The sequence below is a fragment of the Carnobacterium sp. GW821-FHT04C06 genome, assembly GCF_059420345.1.
This window is the reverse complement of the sequence record NZ_JBWKTN010000003.1, coordinates 166,867-190,274: the sequence shown is the minus strand read 5'-3', so window position 1 is coordinate 190,274 and position 23,408 is coordinate 166,867. Positions and strand designations below refer to the sequence as shown.

Here is a 23,408-nt window from a genome sequence, read left to right as displayed (position 1 = left end):
ATGAACAAAATGATTGTAGAACCTGCTTTCTGGGAAGTTTTTCCAGAAGGACAACTCAATATACTGATTGTTAAAGGCATTGATAATCACAAAACGGAAGTGAATGAAGCCTATTTTGCTGATTTATTAACGAACGCAATGCAAGAAGCAAAAGGGTTTTTGAAAGATGAAATTTTTAGCCAAAATGAAGTAATTGCTGAATGGAGAGAGGCTTTTTCAAAGTTTAAAACTAAAAAAGGAGCACGTTCCTCAATAGAAGCATTGCTAAAACGAGTGAGCCAAGAAAAAAGCTTTACCCCGATTAATCCTCTAGTAGATTGTTACAACAGCATATCTTTAAAATATGGAGTTCCTTGCGGCGGTGAAGATAGTGCTTCAATTAATGGGGCGTTGCGTCTTGGAATAGCAACTGGCGGAGAAGCTTTTCGTCCTTTAGGAGCAGATAAAGATGCGCCAGCGTTAGCAGGAGAATTTATTTATTATGACAATGAAGGTGCAATTTGTCGCTGCTTGAATTGGCGTGAAGCACAACGTACCCTATTGACAGAAGAAACTAAAGATGCAATTTTAGTGATAGAATCAATCAATGAAAATCAATCAAAACGTGCTAATCAAGCAATGAATGAATTACAAAAAGAAATTCAAACTTATTTTGGTGCTGAAGCTACTTCCTTTACGCTAGTAAAAGAAAAATCAGAAATCGCAATTTAAAAAATAGGGTAGAAGGACACGTAACAGTTTTTTTAAGTGTTCTTTTTTTCTTATAGAGTTTTAAATTGTCTTGACAATGTAAGGGCAATCATTTAAACTGATTATGAAATCGATACCATAAAGGAGTTATTGAAAATGGCGACGATTAAAGATGTAGCAAAAAGGGCTGATCTTTCAGTTTCCACCGTTTCAAGGTATTTAAACCAACATCCTTATATCTCTGACGACAAGAAAAAGCGAATTAAAGAAGCAATGGAGGAGCTAAATTATACCCCTAGCTCAATCGCTACTCAGCTACGTTCAAAAAAAGGAACAATGATTGGTATTTTAGTATCCAGAATTACCAACCCATTTTTTTCTTATTTGGTGGATGCCATAGAAAAGCAAGCAAAGGAGCATGGCTATAATGTTTTGATTATGCAAACCTATGATGATTCAGATGCAGAAATGAAGATGCTGGAAATGTTGAAGCAGAGTGTTATTAATGGATTGATTATGTGCTCAGTTGAAGGCGATGCAAAAATGATAGAAGATTATCAAACTTTTGGTCCCATTGTTTTTTGCAATGAACAACTACCAGAAGCAGCAGTACCTCAGGTCATAACCAATCAAGAGCAAGCGACATATGAAGCGATTCAATTTTTGATTAAAAAAAATTATCAGAAAATTGCCTATTGTACAGGTGGAACATTAACAACAAAGGGACATGGAAAAACGCGGACGCAAGGCTTTGAACGTGCGATGCTTGAGCAAAAATTAGCTATTAAGAAAGAATGGATTTTTCAACAAGTACACACAATTGAAGATGGCCATCAAGTTGCAAAGCAACTAATCGAGTTGCCTGAGAGCAATCGACCAGATGCTATTTTTACAAATAGTGATGAGGTAGCGATGGGGATTTTAGAATACACTCTTCAGCAAAAGCTTCAAGTTCCTGAAGATATAGCAATCATGGGCTTTGATAACCAGCCATTTACTTCACTGCTGGCCGTTCCACTAACAACGATTAATCAACCTGTTGCCGCATTAGGTGCAGAATCCACGAAGTTATTGATTTCGCTCATTGAAGAAACAACGTACCAAGTAGATCAATCACAACTTGAATTAACATTAGTTCAAAGAAAATCCGTTTAAACATATACGGGTTTTCTTATATCTTTAATATGATATCGATACCATAAAATGGAAAGAGGTATAAAAAATGAAAGAGAGCAAAACAACAAAAGATTGGTGGAAAGAAGAAGTTATTTACCAAGTCTATCCCAAGAGTTTTAAAGATTCAAATAATGATGGTGTAGGAGACATCAAAGGAATCAAAGAAAAGTTACCCTATCTAAAAGAATTAGGCATCACAACTCTTTGGATCTGCCCAATTTTTACCTCACCAATGGTTGACAATGGCTATGATATTGCAGATTTTGAAGGCATTAACCCTGAATTTGGAACAATGGAAGAGTTTGATGAATTAGTAGCAGAAGCAAAAAAACTAGAGATTAAGCTGATGCTAGATCTTGTCATCAATCATACCTCAGACGAACACACTTGGTTTCAGCAAGCATTGGCCGACAAAAAAAGTAAATATCGAGAATATTACATCTTTAAAGAAGGGAAGGAACGTCCGAATAATTGGCGTTCGATTTTTGGAGGATCTGTTTGGGAAAAAGTTCCAGGAGAAGAGTGCTACTACCTGCATGTCTTTGATAAAAAGCAGCCCGATTTAAATTGGGAAAATCCAGAGCTACGCCAAGAGTTGTATCAGATGATTAATCGTTGGCTTGAAAAGGGAATTGCAGGGTTTCGTATTGATTCGATTACGTTTATCAAGAAGGATCAGAACTATGAAAGTCTACCTGCGGATGGTGTAGACGGTCTCGTGTCTTGCAAGCATAAGACTAGAAATCAACCAGGCATCGAATTGTTCCTAAATGAATTAAAGAAAGAGACTTTTGAGAAATACAATTGTGTAACTGTTGGAGAAGCTCCAGGAGTGGCTTACGATGAATTTTCAGATTTTATTGGAGAAGAGGGTTATTTTTCAATGATTTTTGATTTCCATTATGCAGATATTGATGTGGAATCTGGATCTGACTGGTTTAAACGAACCCACTGGACTACAAAAGAATTTAAAGAATTAATAATTCAATCTCAGGAAGCGCTACAAAATGCAGGTTGGGGAGCCAATTTTATTGAAAATCACGATCAACCAAGAGCATTGTCTAAGCTTGTTAAGAAAGAATTTCAAACAGCTGAAGCTGCTAAGGGAATTGGTGCAATGTATTTCTTTTTAAGAGGAACGCCATTCATCTATCAAGGTCAAGAATTAGGGATGATTAATGCCGAGCGACATCATATGAAACAATTTGATGATATCTCAAGCATTGATAATTTTTACCGCGCAATACAAGAGGGAATTTCTGAAAAAGAGGCACTTAATTTTGTTAACTTGAGAAGTCGTGATAACTCTCGGACACCGATGCCATGGGACAATAGCCAATATGGTGGTTTTTCAAATCATCAACCATGGTTAGCGATGACTGAAGAATATCCAACGATTAACGCTGCGAAAAATACAGTGTTAGAATTTTATAAAAAAATGATTGAGTTGAGACAAAACTCGCCAATAAGTCCAATTTTAAAAACTGGCGCTATTCATTTCTTGAAGGAATTGCCAGATTCTATTATTGGGTATTATCGAGAATTAGGAGGAGAAAAGATATACTCTTTTACCAATTTGAGTCCTGTGTCAGAAACGCTGATAGTAGAAAAAGAAGTGGAAGTGCTTTATTTAACATCTCACTCGACGCAGCTACTAGGCAAAGAAATCAAACTTGCACCGTATCAAAGTATTTTAGTAAAATAGAAAATTTTGGAGGGAACAACATGGCGACAGATTATAAAAAGATAGGCGAAGACATTCTTGCAGTAGTTGGCGAAGGAAATATTCTATCGATAACACATTGTGCAACTCGTTTACGACTAGAAGTTAAGGACCGGATGCTGATTGAGGACCAAGAGATAGAAAAAATTGATCAAGTCAAAGGGGTCTTTTTTAATGCTGGACAGTACCAAATTATTTTAGGAACTGGAATTGTAAATAAAGTATACGAGTCGATTATTCAAAATAATCCTGTCTTTCAAGACAAGGTTACCAATTTAGAAGAAATCAAAAAAGAAGGCAATCCAATCAAACGAGGGATTCGTACGTTAGCGGATATCTTCATTCCAATTATTCCAGGAATTGTTGCAACGGGTCTATTTCTCGGACTAAAAGGTGTTGTGTTAAATGATACAGTCTTGGGATTTTTCGGAACTTCAGCCGACCATATACCTGCGTATATGTTAACGTTGATGAGTGTTTTAACCGACACTGTTTTTGCTTTTTTACCAGCATTAATTTGTTGGTCTGCATTTAAAAAATTTGGAGGAACACCAATTATTGGATTTGTCATAGGATTGATGTTAGTGTCGCCAATGCTTCCTAATGCATATTCTGTAGCAGATATTAACAGTGGCGTTAATCCAATTATTGCATTTGGCTTTATACCAATTGTGGGATATCAAGGAAGTGTTTTGACGGCATTAGTCATTGGGATTTTAGGCGCAAAATTAGAGCGGATTTTACGGAAAAGAATGCCAGATTCACTAGATTTAATGTTCACCCCTTTTGTCGTTATTTTTGTAATGATGCTAACAGGATTACTTATATTGGGACCACTGTTGCACTTTGTTGAAAATGGTTTAGTTTACGTAGTTGAAGGCTTGATTCATGTTCCTTTTGGAATTGGCGGATTGATTATTGGTTTTTTATATCCGTTAGCCGTAATGACGGGAATGCATCATTTATTTATTATGATTGAAACGACATTATTAGCGTCAACAGGTTTCAATCCTTTGATTACTCTATGTGCGATGTATGGATTTGCGAATGCAGCAGTTTGTTTTGCAATTAGTACTAAAGCCAAAAATAAAAATATCAAGGTGATTGGAACAAGTGCAGGAATCACACAATTGTTAGGTGTTAGCGAACCAGCATTATTTGGAATTACTCTCCGATATGGAATGAAACCGTTATCAGTGATGCTGATTTGTTCAGCCGTTGGTGGAGCATTGCTTTCTATTTTAGGCATTCAAGCGAACTCCTATGGGCTAGCCGTGATTTTATCTCCCTTGATGTATATTTATGATCCTTATCAATTAATTACCTATATCTTAGTTGGAGTGTTAACATTTGCTGTTGCTTTTGTTTTAACGTATCTATTTGCAGTTCCACAAGAATTGATGATAAGTGAAGAACGCTAAGAAGAAGAGTTCTATTTTCATTGAGATTCAAAAATAGTTAGACAAATCGATAAAAAAACTAGAGTGATGGTTTAAAAAGTCAAACAGATCTATGAGATACTTTCCTATTTTTGGAAGGTATCTTTTTTATTGTTCAGTTTGAAATGAAGATAATAAATGTTATTAAATCAGATGGAAAATGTGTGTGTGTTTAAAGTTGATGGTTTGCGAAATCTTGATAGGGAAGATTCGAACATAATCGCTGTAGGTAAAGTGAACAGTAGATTAGATCGAATGTGAGGAGATATAAAATAATCATGATTCCTTATTTTTATTTTTATAAATTACTTGAAAAAGAGAAAAAATAAAAAAATCGTTTGTTATTTTGTTTGATATAATGTTTTGATAGTGGGTGGTTTATATATATATATAAAAATCAGTTATTTTGATACTTTCAATATAGAATGTAATATGTTTAAAAAATCGATTATTTTAGTGTAGGGGGGAAGAAAAAAATGAAAAAATTAATCAATATTTTATTACTTTGTCTGTTGTTGGTAAGCTTGGGAGCTTGTCAGAATCATAAAAATAAAGAAAGTTCACCAGAAAAAAGTGAAGTTTCTAGTGAGATAACGGAAGAAAAACTAGAGCAGAAAACCAATCCAGCAACTGTTACAGTCGTAGATGAAGATAAAAAAAATGAGGAATGATCGGTATTTAAATCTGAAAGGAGTAGGATAAAAAATGAAAAAAAGCAAATTAATTCATTGGTTATTGACTTTGAGCATGTTTATTCAAGTCGTTGCAACAGCAACCACAAGTGTCAAAGCATTTGCTGACGGGGTTAATAATCAAATTGAAGATTTATATTTTACAAATGAAGCGGGAGAGAAACTAGACCAAGCTTCTATTTTATTGGGAGAAAAATTAACGACAGTTATCAAATCTGATAATCCATCGGATCAGCAATTATCAGTTACGATTTTGCCAGGGTTAGAGTTAGATCAAGAAGCAACGAATAGTGCAAATCAAGAGAACCAAGTGACAGTGGCGTATAGTAAAGAAGCTGGGAATATTTTAGTGAACTGGGTAACGTCACCAACAGTAGAAACGAATGAAACGCAAGAAGAGGTTCAACAAGAAGCAACGACACTTGCAGAAAAAGCAGGATTACTTTCTAAAGAAGAAGCTGAAGTTGCTTCTAAAATAGAAAATACACCACCCGTTGAAGAAAAAGAACAAAAACCTAAAAAAGTTTTATTGGTGTTTAAAGGAGTAGAGTCAGGAAGTCATAATATTACAGTTCAAACCACGAGAGATGGACAAACCTATACTGCACGACCGCTAACGGTTGTTGTAAATAAAGAAGAAAAAGTAGAAAATTCAAAGGAATCAGAGAACCTAGAAAAAACAAAACAAGTTAAATCTGCAGATGTAAAAACAAGTTTCGCAGTGATTGATGAAAGTGGAAATGAAATAACGAATCCTACACTAGCGACTCCAAGTGATTATAAAAAAGAAGTCCGATTTAGAATGACGATTACAAGTGAAGAAGACTTCAATGAGTTAAGATTTGATAACAATTTGGGGTTGGATTCATTTTGGACAGATACTGGGATTACAACCCCTATAGATATTACGTATACAGATTCTTCTGGAAACTCAAATGATGCATATTATGATTTTTATGAAGATATGGAGGATGGATTTATAGGAGATAATCTTCCTGCGGGTACGTATACTTATGATTTTTCCTTGCTTTTAAAACTTGGAGTTAATTACGATTCAATTTTTAATTTACATTCAGGGTTTAATGATTTTAAACCGAATTTTGATATCTACTATGAAACCTCTAATAAAAAAAGTGTTTCTTCTTCAGAATTCATACTGAAAGGGACTTATCCTCAAGCAACAAAGGTTGTCACGAAAGATAGCTTATCAGGAATGACAATCCCTAATGTTAAACTAGGTGTGAAAAATGTCCTAGCAGATGATGAAATTTATACTATTTATACAGATGATAAAGGTGTAGCTTATTTACCTTTAAGAGAGAACAAAGACGCATCAAAATATTCTATTATGATATTAGAGGCATCTGGATATTTAATAACAGGAGATAACGGTGAACAATATAAGTTTGAATTTGAAGGAGAGGCCAACAGAATTAGTAATGCTAGTGAAGGAAACCCAAATGAATTAGGGTTAATTGCGCGTGCTCCAATTATTGAAAATAAAGTAACAGCAGATATAATTGAAGGTTATTATGGAGATAAGGTAACATTCAGACAAGAAATGATTTATACAGATGGAACAGATGCCGTCAAAGCACACTTCATTTCCATTCCTTCAGATGCAGGTATTCCACAAGCTAGTGCACGTGGTTTAAGGAAGTTGCCTAATCCAGTTCTAATTAGATATAAAGATAATGTTGAAGTTGATCGAATTTCTTTGAATGATGACGATGTTTGGCAAATGCAAGGCAGTGTTGAAGAAGGCTATATTTTGGACTATCAAATAGACTTAACAGATGAAAATAATGGATTTACTATAAAAGAACCTTTAGGAGCAGGAGAAAAATTAGAATTAGTAACAGAATGGATTATGACTCCTAGAGATTCAAAAGCATTTATGCAGATGTACACCATGTCTATTAATGGTATGGGGATTGATAAAAATGGAAAAGCATCTATAAAATTTGCAAATAAAGCTGAAGTAATGGCTCACCCTAAAAAAGCAATTAGTTTAAAGGTTGATAAAACCGTAGAAGTTCTTGAAAAATCAAAAGAACAGACAGAAAAATGGGTCACTACAGATATTAAAGACAATAAAGCAACTATTATCGGAAGTAATAAGTTGCGTTACGATATACAAATTACGGCAATAGGTGAGCTCTATAGTCAAATTAAACCTACTGATATTATTGACACATTACCAGCTGGAATTAATGTAAGTGACCCATCTAAAATTAAAGTTTCTATTGATGGGAAGCCACCAATTAATTCAAAATTATTTGAGTTAAACGGAAATGAACTATCAATTGCAGTATCTAGAATTGCTAGAAATAAATTGTTAAGTATTACAAACGATCCTAAGGATGCGAGAATGTTAATTACAATTGAAGTAGAATTAACTCCGGATGCTAGTGGGATTCTAGAAAATACGGCATTAGTAAAAGGACAAGTAAGAGAGAATGATTTTGTTGACAATTCATGGGGAGCGTCTATTGACTACACGTCAAATTCAGTAGAAAACTACATTGAACCTAACGTTAACATTAAAAAAATGGCTAATTCGGTAGGTTATGTTGGAGAACCCTTTGAATACAGGTTGGTTGTCACCTTAGATGAAGAATCCGGAGCACTTCATAATGGAGTCATAACCGATATCTTGCCAGCAGGTTTAAAACCACTAGGAGACGCTACGATTATAATTGATACAAAACCCACTACAAAGTTAATAACAGATCCAGCTTTGAAAAGAGAATTTCGTAATGTGACTTCTTCATGGAGCCAAAATACAGAAGGACGAGATGTTTTAACCATTAGTGATTTAACCATGAACCGTACCCAACAGGCAGTCATTGCCTTTAAGGTGATTCCAGATGTGTCAATTGCTGGGGAAATCTTGAAAAATGAGGCCGAAGTTAGTGGGACCGACAAAGATAAACTTTTTAAAACAACTGATAAAGACAAAGTAGACACAAGATTCGTTTTCCAACCAGGAGAACTAGAATCAGAGAAATCTGTCTTTCCAATTGTGGATGGTACTGTTGGCGAATCTAATGACGGTGAAAATGTAGCTGTTGGAGACATTATTCAGTACCAAATTGTTGTTTGGAATCCATTAGATGAAAATACGGCGGTTCGAGATATCGAAATCAAAGATGTTATACCAGAAGGTTTAGAATATATGCAAGGTACGTTAACGGTTACTAGATCAGGAAAAGTTGTTGCAGATGCAGAAATGAATACAGCAGATCCCATGCATCCTATTTTAACTGTTAAGATTAAGAATTTACAAGGAACCAATCAAGAACTAGACAAGCGAACAGTCGTTACATTTAATGTTAGAGTGACGAAACAAGCAAGTGGAACATTGAAAAATGAAGCGCAAGTAGTTGGATTTATTGATAAAACACCGTCACAGCCGGATATTTCTTTAAACCCTCCCAACTCAAGTACAACCACAGTAGTTGATCCAGATCCAACAATCACAAAGTCAATTGATCGTAAGTTTGCTTTTAAAGATGACGTTTTAAATTACGAACTTGTAATAAGCAATACAAAAAAAGCCGGTTTATTAGTAAATGGCAAAGTAACAGATCAGCTACCAGATGAAGTGGCCTATGAAACAGGTAGCACAGTTATTATCGATCAAAATGGCGTTATTCATGAAGGCGCTCAAAATGACAAGTATTGGAATGAGCGTAATTTCTCCTTATCAGGACTAACTTTAAAAGAGGGAGAAACCATTACCATCCAATACCAAGTTAAAGTGATAGAGGCTGTATTTGAAAAACCCATTATTAATTATGCGAAAATTACGGGAACAAGTAATGAAGGAAAGGATTCCAAAAATTACGAAAAGGATGCTGAGGCAGAATTTGAACTTGTTCCAAGTCCAGGTAAACTCGCAGCAACGAAAGAAGTTTATAGCTTAACGGAAGATGGCTCGCTAGATAGCACGATCAACAATGGAAATGTTCAAGTTAATGATACAATTGCTTATCAAATTAGCGTAGCCAATACAGGCGATAGAGCAACTGAAGTGAAAAACGTTCACTTACAGGATCAGTTGCCAAAAGGATTGGCTTATGTGCCCAATAGTTTGGAGTTAACAATTGGAGACACCGTCACTGCTCTAAAAGATGAAGACACTATCAACATTGAAAAGCAAGCCATTGATGCTTTAGTTGGGACGCTCAAAGGCGGTGAATTTGCTACACTAACATTCAAAGTGACGGTTACAAAAGAAGCGAGTGGTGAAATAACGAATATTGCAACCTCAAAAGGAAATGTCATTACCGAACCAACGGATCCTAAGTTACCTGAAGAGGACAAACCAACAAAACCTGCTGAGACACATGATTCAGACCGCGTTCAAAATCATGTGCCTCCAAAACCAACGATCAAAAAAGAAGTGGGCCGTAATGTAGGTGAGGAGATACGTAACGCAAAAGAAAATGAAAATTTGCAAACTTTTAATGAAGATACATTGACTTATACCTTAACAGTTGCCAATGGGAAAAATGCAGGAGTTCTTTTTAATGGCGAAATTGAGGATAAAAAATTACCAGATGAAGTAAGTTATATTGCAGAAAGTACAGAGATTCATTACGAAGACGGAAAAATTGAAAAGTTAAAAGATCAAGATGTGTGGATAGAAGGAAAGTTAAGAATTTCAGGATTTACCTTGGCAGAAAACGAATCCTTCAAAGTTCTCTTTAAAGTAAAAGTGAAATCAGAACAGTTGAAAACAGATATCGTAAATAAAGTTTCAATTAAAGGAACAGACAAAGATAAAAAAGAAGTTATCGGCAACACAGCCGAAGCAAAATTTGATATTGTTGCTTCACCAGGGGTACTGTCCGCGACAAAAGCTGTATATTCTACAGGGAAAATTGCAACCAATATCAATGGAGAAAAACTTCAAGTTGGCGATCAAATTCAATACAGAATTGTAGTGAAAAACGAAGGCAAGTCACTTTCAACTATTAAAAATATAACAGTAAGTGACCTGTTACCAAGTAGCGTTTATTATGTTGATAATACGTTGAAAGTAGTGGGGGATAATACTGCGATTGCGAAAGTAACAAAAAATGATCAAGGGGAAGAAACTCTTTCTGTTGAACTAAAAGAATTGACAGGTGGTAAGTCAATTGAAATTTTATTAGATGTTATCGTACTTGATTCGGCTAGTGGAGAATTCACGAATACAGCCCAATCCGAAGGGGAAGTAGCCTTGCAACCAGATGATTTGACCATTACCAAACCATCAAAAGCAGAAACTGAAACCGTTAAAAATAGCGTTCCAATTGCACCATCCATTACAAAATCGTTGGATAATCAAGGTGTTGCATTCAATGACGATGAATTTTACTATACCTTAGTCATCAAAAATGAAAAAAACGCAGGTAAATTGTATTTTGGAGAAGTTGAAGATCGTTTACCAGTCGGAATTACCTATGTGGAGGGCTCGACAGAAATCGATGGCAAAAAAGTAAATGATGACAATTGGAAAGACAATATCTTTAATAAAAGAGATATTGAGTTAATCGAGAATCAAGAAATGACCATTCGTTTTAAAGTTAAAATAAAAGTCAAAGAACTTCAAACAATTACCAATACAGCCAGCTTCCTAGGTAAAGATGTCAATGGCGAAGGTACTAAGAAGGTTGAAGCCAAAGTTCCTGTTAAAGTGATTAGCAATACAGGCGAGTTAGAAGCCAAAAAAGCAGTCTATAACCAAGCGGGTGAATCAATTAATGATGGGAAAGTTAGTGTGTCAGACACAATTCGTTACGAAATTATTGTGTCAAATACAACTGAAGCACCTCTTTCCGAAGTTCGAGAGGTTCACTTGAAAGATGAAATTCCATTTGGTTTAACTTATGTAGCAGGTTCGTTAACCTTAGATGGAGTATTGCAAAAAGATGATGCTATTACATTAGATTCAAAAACTGGAATCTACCATTTAAATCTACCAATCGGTACATTAGGAAGTTTAGCAACAGCAACGGTATCCTTTGAAGTAGTCGTTTCTAAAAATGCGAGTGGAACATTAAAAAATATTGCAATCGCAAATGGAACAACAAATCAGACACCAACTGAAACAGATACGCCGACTGGTGATAAAACAACACCACCAGTAAATAATCTGATTCAACCTGAACCAACCATTAGAAAGTCAGTAAAAGCTGTGGGCACAACAAATGAAACAACTCATGAGATGGTACCACTACCTGCATTTAACGAAGACGAGTTAATCTACACGTTAATTGTAACGAATCAAACAGGAGCAGGGTTACTAAAAAATGGTGTGGTAGAAGATTCCTTGCCACAGGGTCTTGTTTACAAACCGAAATCAACCTTTATTGATGGGAAGTCAGTAGGAGATGAAAATTGGCAAGGAAATACTTTCAAAAAAGAAAATATTGAATTAGTTAGTGGACAAGAAATGAAGATTAGTTTTACCGTTAAAGTAGCAGCAACTGCAGTTCCAATGAACATCCTCAATGAAGCAACAGTTGTGGGTGAAGACGGTGACGGAAACAAGCTACCGCCTAAAAAAGACGATGTGACGGTTACAATTATCAACAGTCCCGGCAAACTAGAAGCCAAAAAAGCGGTCTATGGGAAAGATGGCACAGATATCAATAATCATAAGGTTAAAGTTGGCGAGACAATTCGCTATGAAATTAGTGTCTCGAACATTACTGAGACTCCTTTTTCTGAAGTACGTGATGTGATTGTAAAAGATGCTATTCCAACAGGTCTAAAATATGTGAAAAATACATTAACTGTCAATAATCAATTAATGTCAAATGACGACGAACTTATTTTTGAAAACCCTGCTAGTCCAGGAAATCAGCTGCTTGAAGTTTCAATTGGACATTTAGCCAGCAAGGAACAAACGGTTATTTCTTTTGAGGTTGAAGTTATGTCAAATGCGAGTGGGAAATTAACTAATATTGCTGTAGCCAATGGGGTAATTACACCTAAACCAAACGAGCCAGCTGAACCAGATAGTAGTCAAACACCACCAGTAGTGAACGAAGCTAAACCAAAACCAAGTATTGAAAAATCAGTTAGCCAAGAGAATAACTTTAATGGAGACACAGTAGTCTACACCTTAATTGTACGCAATGAAGAGGGAAGTGGACACCTTTATAACGGGGTTGTAACAGATAAATTGCCAGATGGCGTTATTTATCAAGAAGGAACTACTCAAATAAATGGGCAAGATGCTGAAAAAAACTATTGGAATGGCAACAATTTTAGATTTGATCAAATTGAATTAGCTTCAGGTGAATTTATGACGATTACATTTAAAGCTAAAATAACCGTTGCTAAAGCAACGGCAGGAATTGTAAATAAAGCAACCTTTAATGGTACCGATAAAGACAATCTACCATCCGAAGAAGCTTCAGATTCCGCTAAATTAAACGTAGTTCCACGACCAGGTAAGATTGAACCCGTCAAAGCGGTCTACAATAAAGCTGGTGAGCCAATTGAAAATCAAGTAGTTAAGATTGGCGATACTTTATGCTATGAAATTATCGTAACCAATACAGAGCTAGATATTTCTGAAGTACGCGACATTGTAGTGACAGATGCAATTCCAGTGGGGTTAAATTATATCAAAGGTACCACAACCGTCAATGGAAAAACCGTAGCAGATAACGTAATTACAGATTCAAATGGAAACGACTATTTAAACTTAGCGATAGGACATCTGTTAAGTGGTGAAAAAGCGATTATTCGCTTTGAAGTAACCGTGGATAAAAAGGCGGATGGACTATTAACCAATATAGCTTTAGTTAACGGGGTTGTGACACCAACCCCCTCAGATCCACAAGATCCAAATCGTGAAAATTTAGAAATTGGAGAAACTCCAACGAATTCAGTTAAAAATGAAGTTCATCCAAAACCAAGCATTAAAAAATCTGTTACCGAAGAAAATGCGATAAATAAAACAGTAGTATTTAATGAGAGTATCCTAATCTACACACTCGTTTTGCATAATGAAGTAGGTGCGAGTGTGTTGAAAAACGGAACGGTTGAAGACAACTTACCAAAAGAAGTACAGTACCAACCTGGAACAACCACAATAAATGGCGTTTCTATCGAAGATAATACTGATCAACTTAGTTGGACAAACAATCAATTCAAATTAAGTAATATTGAATTGGCTGGTGGCGAAATGATGGAAATCAAATTCAAAGTAAAAGTAGCTGTTCCGCAAGTAGTTACAGATATTTTAAATACTGCTTATATGAACGGAACAGACAGTTACAATAATCCAATAACGGAACAAAAAGACAGTGCAAAATTTGATGTTATTGCGGATCCAGGTGAAATTGATGCGATTAAATCCGTTTATGCCGTTCATGCAGATGGATCAGATGGTGACAACATTCATAACACAGTAGTTAATGTTAATGACACCATTCGCTATAAAGTGATAGTAGAAAATACAAGCGAGAAAAAACTTTCAGAAGTACATGATGTTATTGTTGAAGATTTACTTCCAAGCGGAGTATCCTATTTGCCAAATACTCTTTATTTAGAAAAAGATAACCAATTGATTCAACAAAGTGATGATGCCGTTAATCAAGAGAAACAATTCTTATCATTGAACATTGGTACCTTGAAATCAAGAGAAAAAGCAGTGGTGATATTTGATGTGAAAATAACCAATAAAGCAAGTGGAATTATTGCAAATATTGCAACAGCAAAAGGAATGACCGCTGTCAATTCAGAAGAACCTGAAAAAGAAACGGAATTAAAAGAAACACCTAATGTTTTAAATAATGCGCAACCAGAACCAAACATTATAAAAACAGTTACAGACGGAACACCTCAATTCAATGGGCATTCTTTTACCAATACTATTTTGACGTACCGCTTGGTTGTTAGCAATGCCAAAAATGCAGGTTTCTTACAAGATGGTGTAGTGACGGATACGTTACCAGCAGGAGTTCGTTACCAACCAAATACGACTAAAATTGCAAATAAAGACATTGCAGATGCAGGTATTTGGAAAAATAATTCGTTAACAATCAAAGACATTAAGCTAGCAGAAAATGAAGAATTAACCATTGAATTCAAGGTTCTAGTAACCTCTCTTGAGTTTGATAAAGCGATTGTTAATAAAGCAACATTTATTGGTGCAAATGGGGACGGAGTTCTAACGGAGCCAGTAGAAGATGAAACAGAATTTATTCTACAGGCTGGTCCAGGAAAATTAAATTCTACTAAGAAAGCTTACCAAGGAACAGAAGATGTCAGTGGAAAAGCAGTAAAAGTAGGGGATAAATTACGCTATGAAATTGTGATTGAAAATATCAGCACGGGACCAGCAAACGTCAATCAAGTTGTTATGCAAGATCAATTGCCAAACGGCTTGAGTTATATCAAAGGAACCCTACATTTAAACTCAGAACGGTTAGGGGATGAACATGTTGTTGGCCAAACGATTACAGTTGAGGTAGGCAGATTGCTTAGTGGTGAAAAAGCTGTTATTTCCTTTGAGGTGCTGATTGGACAAAAAGTAGCTGAGAACACTACTATCTTGAATACAGCAGATGTTACTGGTACGGCAGTTCAAGTAGCTGGTCAACCTGAAACACGAATTGAACAACATCCGTCCGTAGACAATAAAATAGCCTCTGAAATATCAATTTTAAAAGTGGTCGATCAAAAAAATGCCACAGTTGGGGAGGTATTAACCTATGAATTAGTCGTGAAAAATGGACCCAATGGCGGTCTGTGGTCTGGTCAAGTTACAGATACTATACCAGAGCATACTGCCTATCTTCCAGACAGCACAACAGTTACTAATACAACAGGTGAAAGCATTAAGTTGGCAGATGATACTATTTGGCAAGGACGTCACCTTTCTGTGATGATTGAAGGATTACGAGGGAATCAAAGTGTGACTATTCGATTCCAAGTGAAGATTACAGATATTCCCAGTGAGACAACAACCATTTCAAATATTGCCTCTCTTGTTTCGGATGATCCATCTATAACAGAAGGTCAAGACTTAGATAGTAATGAGGTTCAAACGATTGTCACTAAGCCGATAGTACCTCAAACTAACACGCAACCTAGTCCTTTGCCGCCAATGAATCCAACACCGCCAGTGAATCAAAAAATGCCACAAACTGGGGAAGATGAGAGGAATCAACTGATTCAACAAGTAGGAGTATTATTATTAGGCTTGTCTACGTTATACTTTACGCATAAACGTCGAACAAGAATAGTTAGATAATCAAAAAATCAGTTCTTAGAGAAATCATTTCTAAGAACTGATTTTTATTTAATTCAAGAATAGATAAATTGAATATGTTATAATTAATAAAAAGAAGAAGACTTAAAGGGAGGGAAATAAGTGGGAAAGTCAAAGAAAATCATCGTATTTCTTTTTATGGTATTTTTATTGGTAGGTTGTACTAGAATGAAAAAAGAGTCAAATACTATTGAGAATGCCTTTAATTATGATAAGTTTTACAAATTAAATAAAACCGTTACTGGAGAAACTTTTGAATTGCAGCTTACAGGCTATAAAGTAGTTCGGGATAACGAAGCATTACCAGCAGTGCTTATTTATTATACATTTAAAAACAATAGTGAAGAAGAGATGTCTGCTAATGATACTTATTTAGACATTAGCCAAGCATCCGCTATGCCAGATGGAGATACGTACATTTCGCAAGCCTACTTTGAGTATGCTAGTTTAACAGACACTGATAATGAGTTGATTCAAAATGCGGATAAATATGTTGGGCAATCAGAAACAATTGATTGCATTGATGGCTGGAAACTAAGAAATAATGTCAATCCAGTCAACCTAATCTTTTTTGATGAAAATGATGAAGTAATCGATACAGTTATGATTGATGTTGAAAAAGGGTTGCCAGCAGGAACCGATCACTTATAAATAAACTGCTAAATGTTTCCTTAAAAGAGAGGGCAACATTTAGTTGTTTTATTTTTTTGTGGCGAAAGGTTGTTAGAACAAGTTAAAACAAGCAGCAACTAAAAAATAAAGGGAAACGCAGTAGAAATTGATTGCTTTTTTCCTGTAAATTAGACTATAATAAGGTTTCCTTAAGAAAAAAACAAACGCTATATATAGTATTGTTAAATAAAAATGAAGATTTAGGTACAATATATTGTGTTTCTTTCTCGGGTAGCCTATAATAGAATTTGTTGAATAAATTAATTAATTTTTTACGTAACTGGAGGAATTGAAAATGAGTAAAATTCATGTATATAGTAAACCAAATTGTCCACAATGTGATATGACAAAGTTCTTATTAAAGAACGAAAATATTGAATTTCATGAAAGAAATATTATGGAAGATGAAGATCATCTTAATTTCTTAAAAGAAAAAGGGTTTATGAGTGTTCCTGTTGTTTTAGTGGAAGGAATTGAGCCAATCGTTGGATTTCAGCCTGAACGTCTAAAAGAACTGAAAGCAATATGAAAATCGTTTACTTTTCATTGACTGGACAAACAAGAAGATTTGTCAAAAAGCTAGGGTTAGATAGCTATGAAGTCAATGCAACGAATCCTTTTCAACCAATTGAAGAAGATTATATTGTAGTTGCACCGACATATGACATCGAAGTCACTGAGATTATCAATGATTTTATTGAATATGGCGATAACCAACAACACTTAAAGGGTGTTGCAGGTGGTGGAAATCGTAATTTTGCGGACTTGTTTGTTTTCACAGCAAAAGATTTAGCCAAACTTTACAACGTTCCGATGATTTTTGAATTTGAATTCAGTGGAACAGACCAAGATGTCATTAATTTTAAGAAAGAGGTTGAGCAGATTGAACGTTTATGATATTCCAAAAGAACAACACAACCCGAGCTACTTCAAGTTAAACAACCAATTAAATATTCCTGTAGATGGTAAAATCCAACTACATAAAGATAAAGAAGCGGTTCGTGCTTATTTTCTAGAGCATGTAAACCCAAACACTGTTTTTTTTCATTCCTTAAAAGAGAAAATTGATTATTTGGTTGAAAATGATTATGTAGAAGAAGCGTTTTTAAGCAATTATTCATTTGAATTTATCAAGAAATTATTCCAACAAGTTTATGACAAAAAATTCCGTTTCCGTTCATTTATGGGAGCTCATAAATTTTATACTCAATATGCGTTAAAAACCAACGACAATATGCGCTATTTAGAACGTTACGAAGATCGTATCGCCTTTAATGCGTTGTACTTTGCAGATGGCAATGAACAATTGGCAATGGATTTAGCAGAAGAACTAATCAGCCAACGTTACCAGCCAGCGACACCTTCATTTTTAAATGCAGGTCGAAAACGTCGTGGGGAATTGGTATCTTGTTTCTTATTACAATTAACGGATGATATGAACAGTATCGGACGTGGAATTAATAGTGCTTTGCAATTATCAAGAATTGGTGGTGGAGTTGGGATTTCACTTTCTAACTTACGTGCTGCAGGTGACCCTATTAAAGGTTATGAAGGAGCTGCAAGTGGTGTAGTGCCTGTAATGAAATTGCTAGAGGATAGTTTTTCATATAGTAACCAACTAGGTCAACGTCAAGGTGCTGGAGCGGTTTATCTAAGTGTTTTCCATCCAGATGTGGTGTCTTTCTTAGCGACTAAAAAAGAAAATGCCGATGAAAAAGTTCGTGTGAAAACTCTATCTCTTGGGCTAGTGGTTCCAGATAAATTTTATGAGTTGGCAAAAAACGATGATTATATGTATTTATTTAGTCCATATGATGTGGAGCGCATTTATGGCGAGCCATTCTCTTATATCGACATCACAGCTAAATACGATGAACTAGTAAATAACCCTGAAATCAAAAAATCAAAAATTAAAGCCCGTGATTTAGAAATTGAAATCAGTAAATTGCAACAAGAATCAGGCTATCCTTACATTATTAACATTGATACTGCTAACCGTAGCAATCCAATTAGCGGTAAAATTCTAATGAGTAACTTGTGTTCAGAGATTTTACAAGTTCAAAAACCATCTGTGATTAATGACGATCAAAGCTATCAAGTGATTGGAACAGATATTAGTTGTAACTTAGGTTCAAGTAACATCGTGAACTTAATGGAATCACCAGACTTTGGGAAATCGGTTCGAGTGATGACGCGTGCATTGACATTTATTACAGATAGCTCATCAATTGGTGTGGTACCTTCAATTAAGCGCGGAAATGATGAAGCCCATACGATTGGTTTAGGCGCAATGGGTTTACACACGTATTTAGCGAAGAATCATATTCACTATGGTTCAACTGAATCGGTTGACTTCATCAATATCTATTTCTTACTGTTAAACTACTGGACGCTAGTAGAAAGCAATGCGATTGCTAAAGAACGTGGAGAAACCTTTGCTAGCTTTGCTGAATCTGATTATGCATCAGGCACTTACTTTGATAAATACATCAATGAAGCTTGGTTCCCTGAAACCGATAAAATCAAAGAATTATTTGAAGGCATTTTTATCCCAACACCAGAAGATTGGGAAAACTTACGTGAAAGTGTGAAAGCTCATGGTTTATACAATCAAAACCGTTTAGCAGTTGCTCCAAATGGATCGATTTCATATGTCAATGAAACAAGTGCAAGCTTGCACCCAATCACGCAAAGAATTGAAGAACGTCAAGAAAAGAAAACAGGTAAAACTTATTATCCAGCACCATTCTTATCGGATGATACAATTCCTTATTATACGTCAGCCTACGACATGGATATGCGTAAGGTCATCGATGTTTACGCTGCGGCACAACAACATATTGATCAAGGAATGAGCTTAACGCTATTCTTGCGTTCAACGATGCCAGAGGGTCTATATGAATGGAAAACTTCTGATAAACAAACAACTAGAGATTTAAGTATTTTGCGTAACTACGCCTTCCATAAAGGTGTAAAATCAATCTATTATATCCGCACATTTACTGACGATACGCAAGAAATTGGAAGTAATGCCTGTGAAAGTTGCTCGATTTAAATAAGAATAAACGAATGCACGCTTCAAAGTCGATGGTTCATTTTATCTAAAATGAGTCATTGATTTTGAATGCTGTTTGGATAAGAAGGGATTTTAGACGATGACAGAATCAGAAAACTATGCTGCGATAAATTGGAATAGCTTTGAAGATATAATTGATAAAAAAACTTGGGAAAAACTAACAGAACAATTTTGGTTAGATACACGTATTCCAATTTCAAATGATTTAGATGATTGGCGCAAGCTGTCTAGCATCGAAAAAACATTAGTAGAGCGTGTTTTTGGTGGCTTAACTTTACTAGATACACTACAATCACAAGATGGAATTGAAGCATTGAAAGCCGATGTTCGCTCTCCTCACGAAGAAGCTGTTTTTAATAATATTCAATTTATGGAATCGGTCCATGCTAAAAGCTATTCGTCTATTTTTAGCACGTTGAATACACCTAGAGAAATCGAAGAAATTTTTGATTGGACAAATACAAATGCTTTTCTTCAAGAAAAAGCACGTATTATCAATGATATTTACCAAAATGGATCGCCTTTACAAAAGAAAGTGGCCAGCGTTTTTCTTGAAACATTCTTGTTCTATTCAGGATTTTACACACCACTTTACTACTTGGGAATCAACAAACTACCAAACGTGGCAGAAATCATTAAATTGATTATTCGCGATGAATCAGTTCATGGTACGTACATTGGTTATAAGTTCCAATTAGGCTTCAATGAATTGCCAGAAGAAGAGCAGATGGCTCTTAAAGGTTGGACATATGAGTTGTTGTACAAACTGTATGAAAATGAAGTGAAGTATACAGAATTGTTATACGATACAGTGGGTTGGACAGAGGAAGTAAAAGTCTTCTTACGTTATAACGGAAACAAAGCGTTAATGAATTTAGGTATGGATGCGTTATTCCCTGATAATGCAGAGGACGTTAACCCAATCGTGATGAATGGGATTTCGGCTGGAACAAGTAATCATGATTTCTTCTCACAAGTGGGAAATGGTTATTTATTAGGCGTTGTAGAACCTATGCAAAAATCAGATTATGAATTTTAAAAACGAGTTGTTCAGTGGAGGCTGTGGTCTTTCTTGAACAACTTTTTTTATATAAAGTAAGGAAATTTAAAAAAACTGTGAAAATCGTTTACTGATTTTGAAAATATTTGATATCATCAAGAAATTAAGGTATGCTTTAGCTACTAATGTGAATAAGGAGTGCCAGCGTTTATGAAAAATATTGATCAAAAAAAATTGATTAGTCAATTAAGTTCAATCTATTCAATTTTAATTATTCTATTCTTAGGACTTTATTTCTTTACGAAGAATATGTTATTGGTTAAAATTTGTCTGTTTGGATTATTAGTCATTGCCATTATTTTCGCCGTATTATTAGTCATTAATTTAAAAAATCGAAAAAAAGAATAGCAAAAAGCCCTGAATTATTTTTAATTCAGGGCTTTTGTATTAGATTTTTCGGCGATTTAAGCTTAGTGAATTAATCAAGACACTTACAGAACTAAAAGCCATCGCCCCGCCTGCAACAATTGGATTTAATAAACCAAAAGCAGCAAAGGGAATGCCAATCGTATTGTAAATAAATGCCCAAAATAAGTTTTGCTTGATTTTACTTAAAGTGATTTTAGATAAATGAATGGTTTTTGGAATGCTGTTTAAGTCGCCATTCATTAAGGTAATATCAGAAGCTTCCATCGCAATGTCAGTTCCAGTGCCCATCGCAATTCCAACGTCAGCTGTGGCAAGTGCCGGAGCATCATTAATACCATCGCCAACCATAGCAACCAAAAGACCTTGCTTTTGTAGTTTCACAACGTGGTTTGCTTTGTCTTCAGGTAAGACTTCTGCAAAAATGTGATCAGCTGTTAAACCAACTTCACGACCAATACTTTCTGCAGTTAAGCGATTATCACCCGTTAGCATATACACATCTACATTGAGTTGTTTTAGTTTTTCAATGGCCTCTTTTGACGTGTCTTTAATTTGATCAGCTACAGCAATCATTGCTAAACATTGATCTTCTTTAGCAAAAAGCATTGCTGTTTTGCCACTTGCTTCTAACCTTTCGATATCTTTTTCAAAATAAGAAAAATCAATTCCTTTTTCAATCATTAAACGTTTGGCTCCCATATACATCGGCATTCCATTAATTGTTCCTGAAATACCAGATCCAACTAAGGCTTTGAAGTCATCGACTTTTGGAGTATCGATAGCTATTTTTTGTGCGCCATAATTGAAAATAGCTTTGCCAAGAGGGTGTTCTGAATTTTTTTCAAGTGCCATCATCCAAGAGAGAATTTCATTTTTATCAGTATTTGGACGTGTTTCATAATCGGTAACGTCAGGTTTTCCTTTTGTAATTGTACCCGTTTTGTCTAAAATAATCGCTTGGATTTTTGCAGCGGCTTCTAAGGATTCGCCCCCTTTGATTAATATTCCGTTTTTAGCACCAAGTCCCGTTCCAACCATAATTGCAGTTGGTGTAGCAAGTCCCAATGCACAAGGGCAGGCGATAACTAACACAGCTACACTATGAATCAAGGCTGTTTCCCAATTTTGAGTGAGAAATCCAGTGATGACTAAGGTTGCTAATGCAACTACGAGTACGATTGGCACGAAAATCGCTGAAATTCGATCGGCAATTTGTTGGATCGGAGCTTTGCTGCCTTGAGCTTCTTCTACCATTTGAATGATACGAGAAAGAGCAGTTTCGCTGCCAATTTTAGTCGCTTCAACCACTAAACGACCATTGGTATTGACAGTGCCACCAAATACATTGTCGCCTGTTGTCTTGTCAACAGGTAAGCTTTCACCTGTAAGCATACTTTCATCTAATGAGCTACTACCTTCGATAATGTTTCCGTCAACGGGAATTTTTTCACCAGGTTTAATACTTAATAGATCATGAGGTTGAACTTCTTCAATTGGAACAGTTATTTCTTTGCCATCTCGAATGACGACTGCAGATTTTGCTTGTAGCGCCATCAGTTGTTTAATCGCTGATCCGGTTTTATTTTTTGCATTATGCTCTAAATATTTTCCTAATAGAATCAATGTAATGATCACAGCACTACTTTCAAAGTAAAGCTCATGGCTATTCCCAGAAAAGAAACCGTTGTAGACACTAAGAGCATAGGCAGCAGAAGTTCCCATTGCAACTAAGACATCCATATTGGGAGATAGCGATTTAATAGCGTGATAGGCTCCTTTATAAAAGCGCCAACCAATGATAAATTGAACTGGAGTTGCTAGAATAAATTGAACAAGTGACTTTTCAAAAAAATTAATAACAGGGTTGTGGAAGCCAAGTAACATAAAAATCATCGCAAGAACCATAGGTGCACTAAGAAGCGCGCTTGCAATAAAGTCAACTTTTAACCGCTTGTTTTTCTTCTCTTTGATTCTAGCTACTTCAGCGCGATGTTCTTCGTCGTAACGAATAGCCCCATAACCTGTTTTTTCAATACTTGCAATTAATTGCTCCAAGGTAGTTGTGTGTGTATTGAAGGTGACGGTGGCTTTCTCAGTTGCTAAATTGACATTAGCGAACTCTACGCCTTCTTGTTGATTTAATGTTTTTTCAATTTTTTGTGCGCAGTTTGCACAGGTCATTCCAGTGAGTACGAGTGTATCCATGGCAATATTTTTATCTTGGCTCAT

General features: G+C 35.5%; 13 protein-coding genes. 12 read left to right on the top strand and 1 reads right to left on the bottom strand.

Features of this window, described 5'->3' with window-relative positions:
* The 12 genes from AC07SW_RS06190 to AC07SW_RS06135 all read left to right on the top strand — a co-directional run bounded on the left by AC07SW_RS06190 (position 1) and on the right by AC07SW_RS06135 (position 21,158).
* On the top strand, positions 1 to 711 hold the full coding sequence (locus AC07SW_RS06190; protein WP_119907492.1) for a B3/B4 domain-containing protein: 711 nt from the start codon (positions 1 to 3) through the stop codon (positions 709 to 711).
* Between the two features lie 135 nt (positions 712 to 846).
* Positions 847 to 1,845 carry a LacI family DNA-binding transcriptional regulator gene (locus AC07SW_RS06185; protein WP_135017872.1) on the top strand — a complete coding sequence of 333 codons (999 nt, stop codon included), beginning with the start codon at positions 847 to 849 and terminating at the stop codon, positions 1,843 to 1,845.
* A 67-nt stretch (positions 1,846 to 1,912) separates the two neighbouring features.
* The gene (locus AC07SW_RS06180) at positions 1,913 to 3,571 is read left to right on the top strand and encodes an alpha-glucosidase (RefSeq protein WP_119907494.1); all 1,659 of its coding nucleotides are present in this window, start codon (positions 1,913 to 1,915) and stop codon (positions 3,569 to 3,571) included.
* 20 nt (positions 3,572 to 3,591) lie between these two features.
* Complete coding sequence (locus AC07SW_RS06175; RefSeq protein WP_494632468.1) at positions 3,592 to 5,010, top strand: PTS transporter subunit EIIC; 1,419 nt, start codon at positions 3,592 to 3,594, stop codon at positions 5,008 to 5,010.
* A gap of 494 nt (positions 5,011 to 5,504) precedes the next feature.
* Complete coding sequence (locus AC07SW_RS06170) at positions 5,505 to 5,699, top strand: hypothetical protein (RefSeq protein WP_034572029.1); 195 nt, start codon at positions 5,505 to 5,507, stop codon at positions 5,697 to 5,699.
* A gap of 34 nt (positions 5,700 to 5,733) precedes the next feature.
* A complete protein-coding gene (locus AC07SW_RS06165; protein ID WP_494632466.1) occupies positions 5,734 to 15,984 on the top strand; it encodes an isopeptide-forming domain-containing fimbrial protein in 10,251 nt (3,416 codons plus the stop codon).
* A 120-nt stretch (positions 15,985 to 16,104) separates the two neighbouring features.
* On the top strand, positions 16,105 to 16,653 hold the full coding sequence (locus AC07SW_RS06160; RefSeq protein WP_034572023.1) for a DUF5067 domain-containing protein: 549 nt from the start codon (positions 16,105 to 16,107) through the stop codon (positions 16,651 to 16,653).
* 316 nt (positions 16,654 to 16,969) lie between these two features.
* The gene (locus AC07SW_RS06155) at positions 16,970 to 17,203 is read left to right on the top strand and encodes a glutaredoxin family protein (RefSeq protein WP_034572020.1); all 234 of its coding nucleotides are present in this window, start codon (positions 16,970 to 16,972) and stop codon (positions 17,201 to 17,203) included.
* A complete protein-coding gene (gene nrdI, locus AC07SW_RS06150; RefSeq protein ID WP_034572017.1) occupies positions 17,200 to 17,571 on the top strand; it encodes a class Ib ribonucleoside-diphosphate reductase assembly flavoprotein NrdI in 372 nt (123 codons plus the stop codon). The genes AC07SW_RS06155 and nrdI overlap by 4 nt, the downstream gene beginning before the upstream one ends.
* 1 nt (position 17,572) lies before the next feature.
* Entirely contained in the window at positions 17,573 to 19,729 is a 2,157-nt protein-coding gene (gene nrdE / locus AC07SW_RS06145) for a class 1b ribonucleoside-diphosphate reductase subunit alpha (RefSeq protein ID WP_311908505.1), read from the top strand.
* Positions 19,730 to 19,829: 100 nt separating this feature from the next.
* Complete coding sequence (gene nrdF / locus AC07SW_RS06140; protein ID WP_034572013.1) at positions 19,830 to 20,789, top strand: class 1b ribonucleoside-diphosphate reductase subunit beta; 960 nt, start codon at positions 19,830 to 19,832, stop codon at positions 20,787 to 20,789.
* Positions 20,790 to 20,960: 171 nt separating this feature from the next.
* Positions 20,961 to 21,158 carry a hypothetical protein gene (locus tag AC07SW_RS06135; RefSeq protein WP_034572010.1) on the top strand — a complete coding sequence of 66 codons (198 nt, stop codon included), beginning with the start codon at positions 20,961 to 20,963 and terminating at the stop codon, positions 21,156 to 21,158.
* Between the two features lie 39 nt (positions 21,159 to 21,197).
* On the opposite strand, the gene AC07SW_RS06130 is transcribed toward AC07SW_RS06135, so the two are convergent.
* On the bottom strand, positions 21,198 to 23,408 hold the full coding sequence (locus tag AC07SW_RS06130; protein WP_494632464.1) for a heavy metal translocating P-type ATPase: 2,211 nt from the start codon (positions 23,406 to 23,408) through the stop codon (positions 21,198 to 21,200).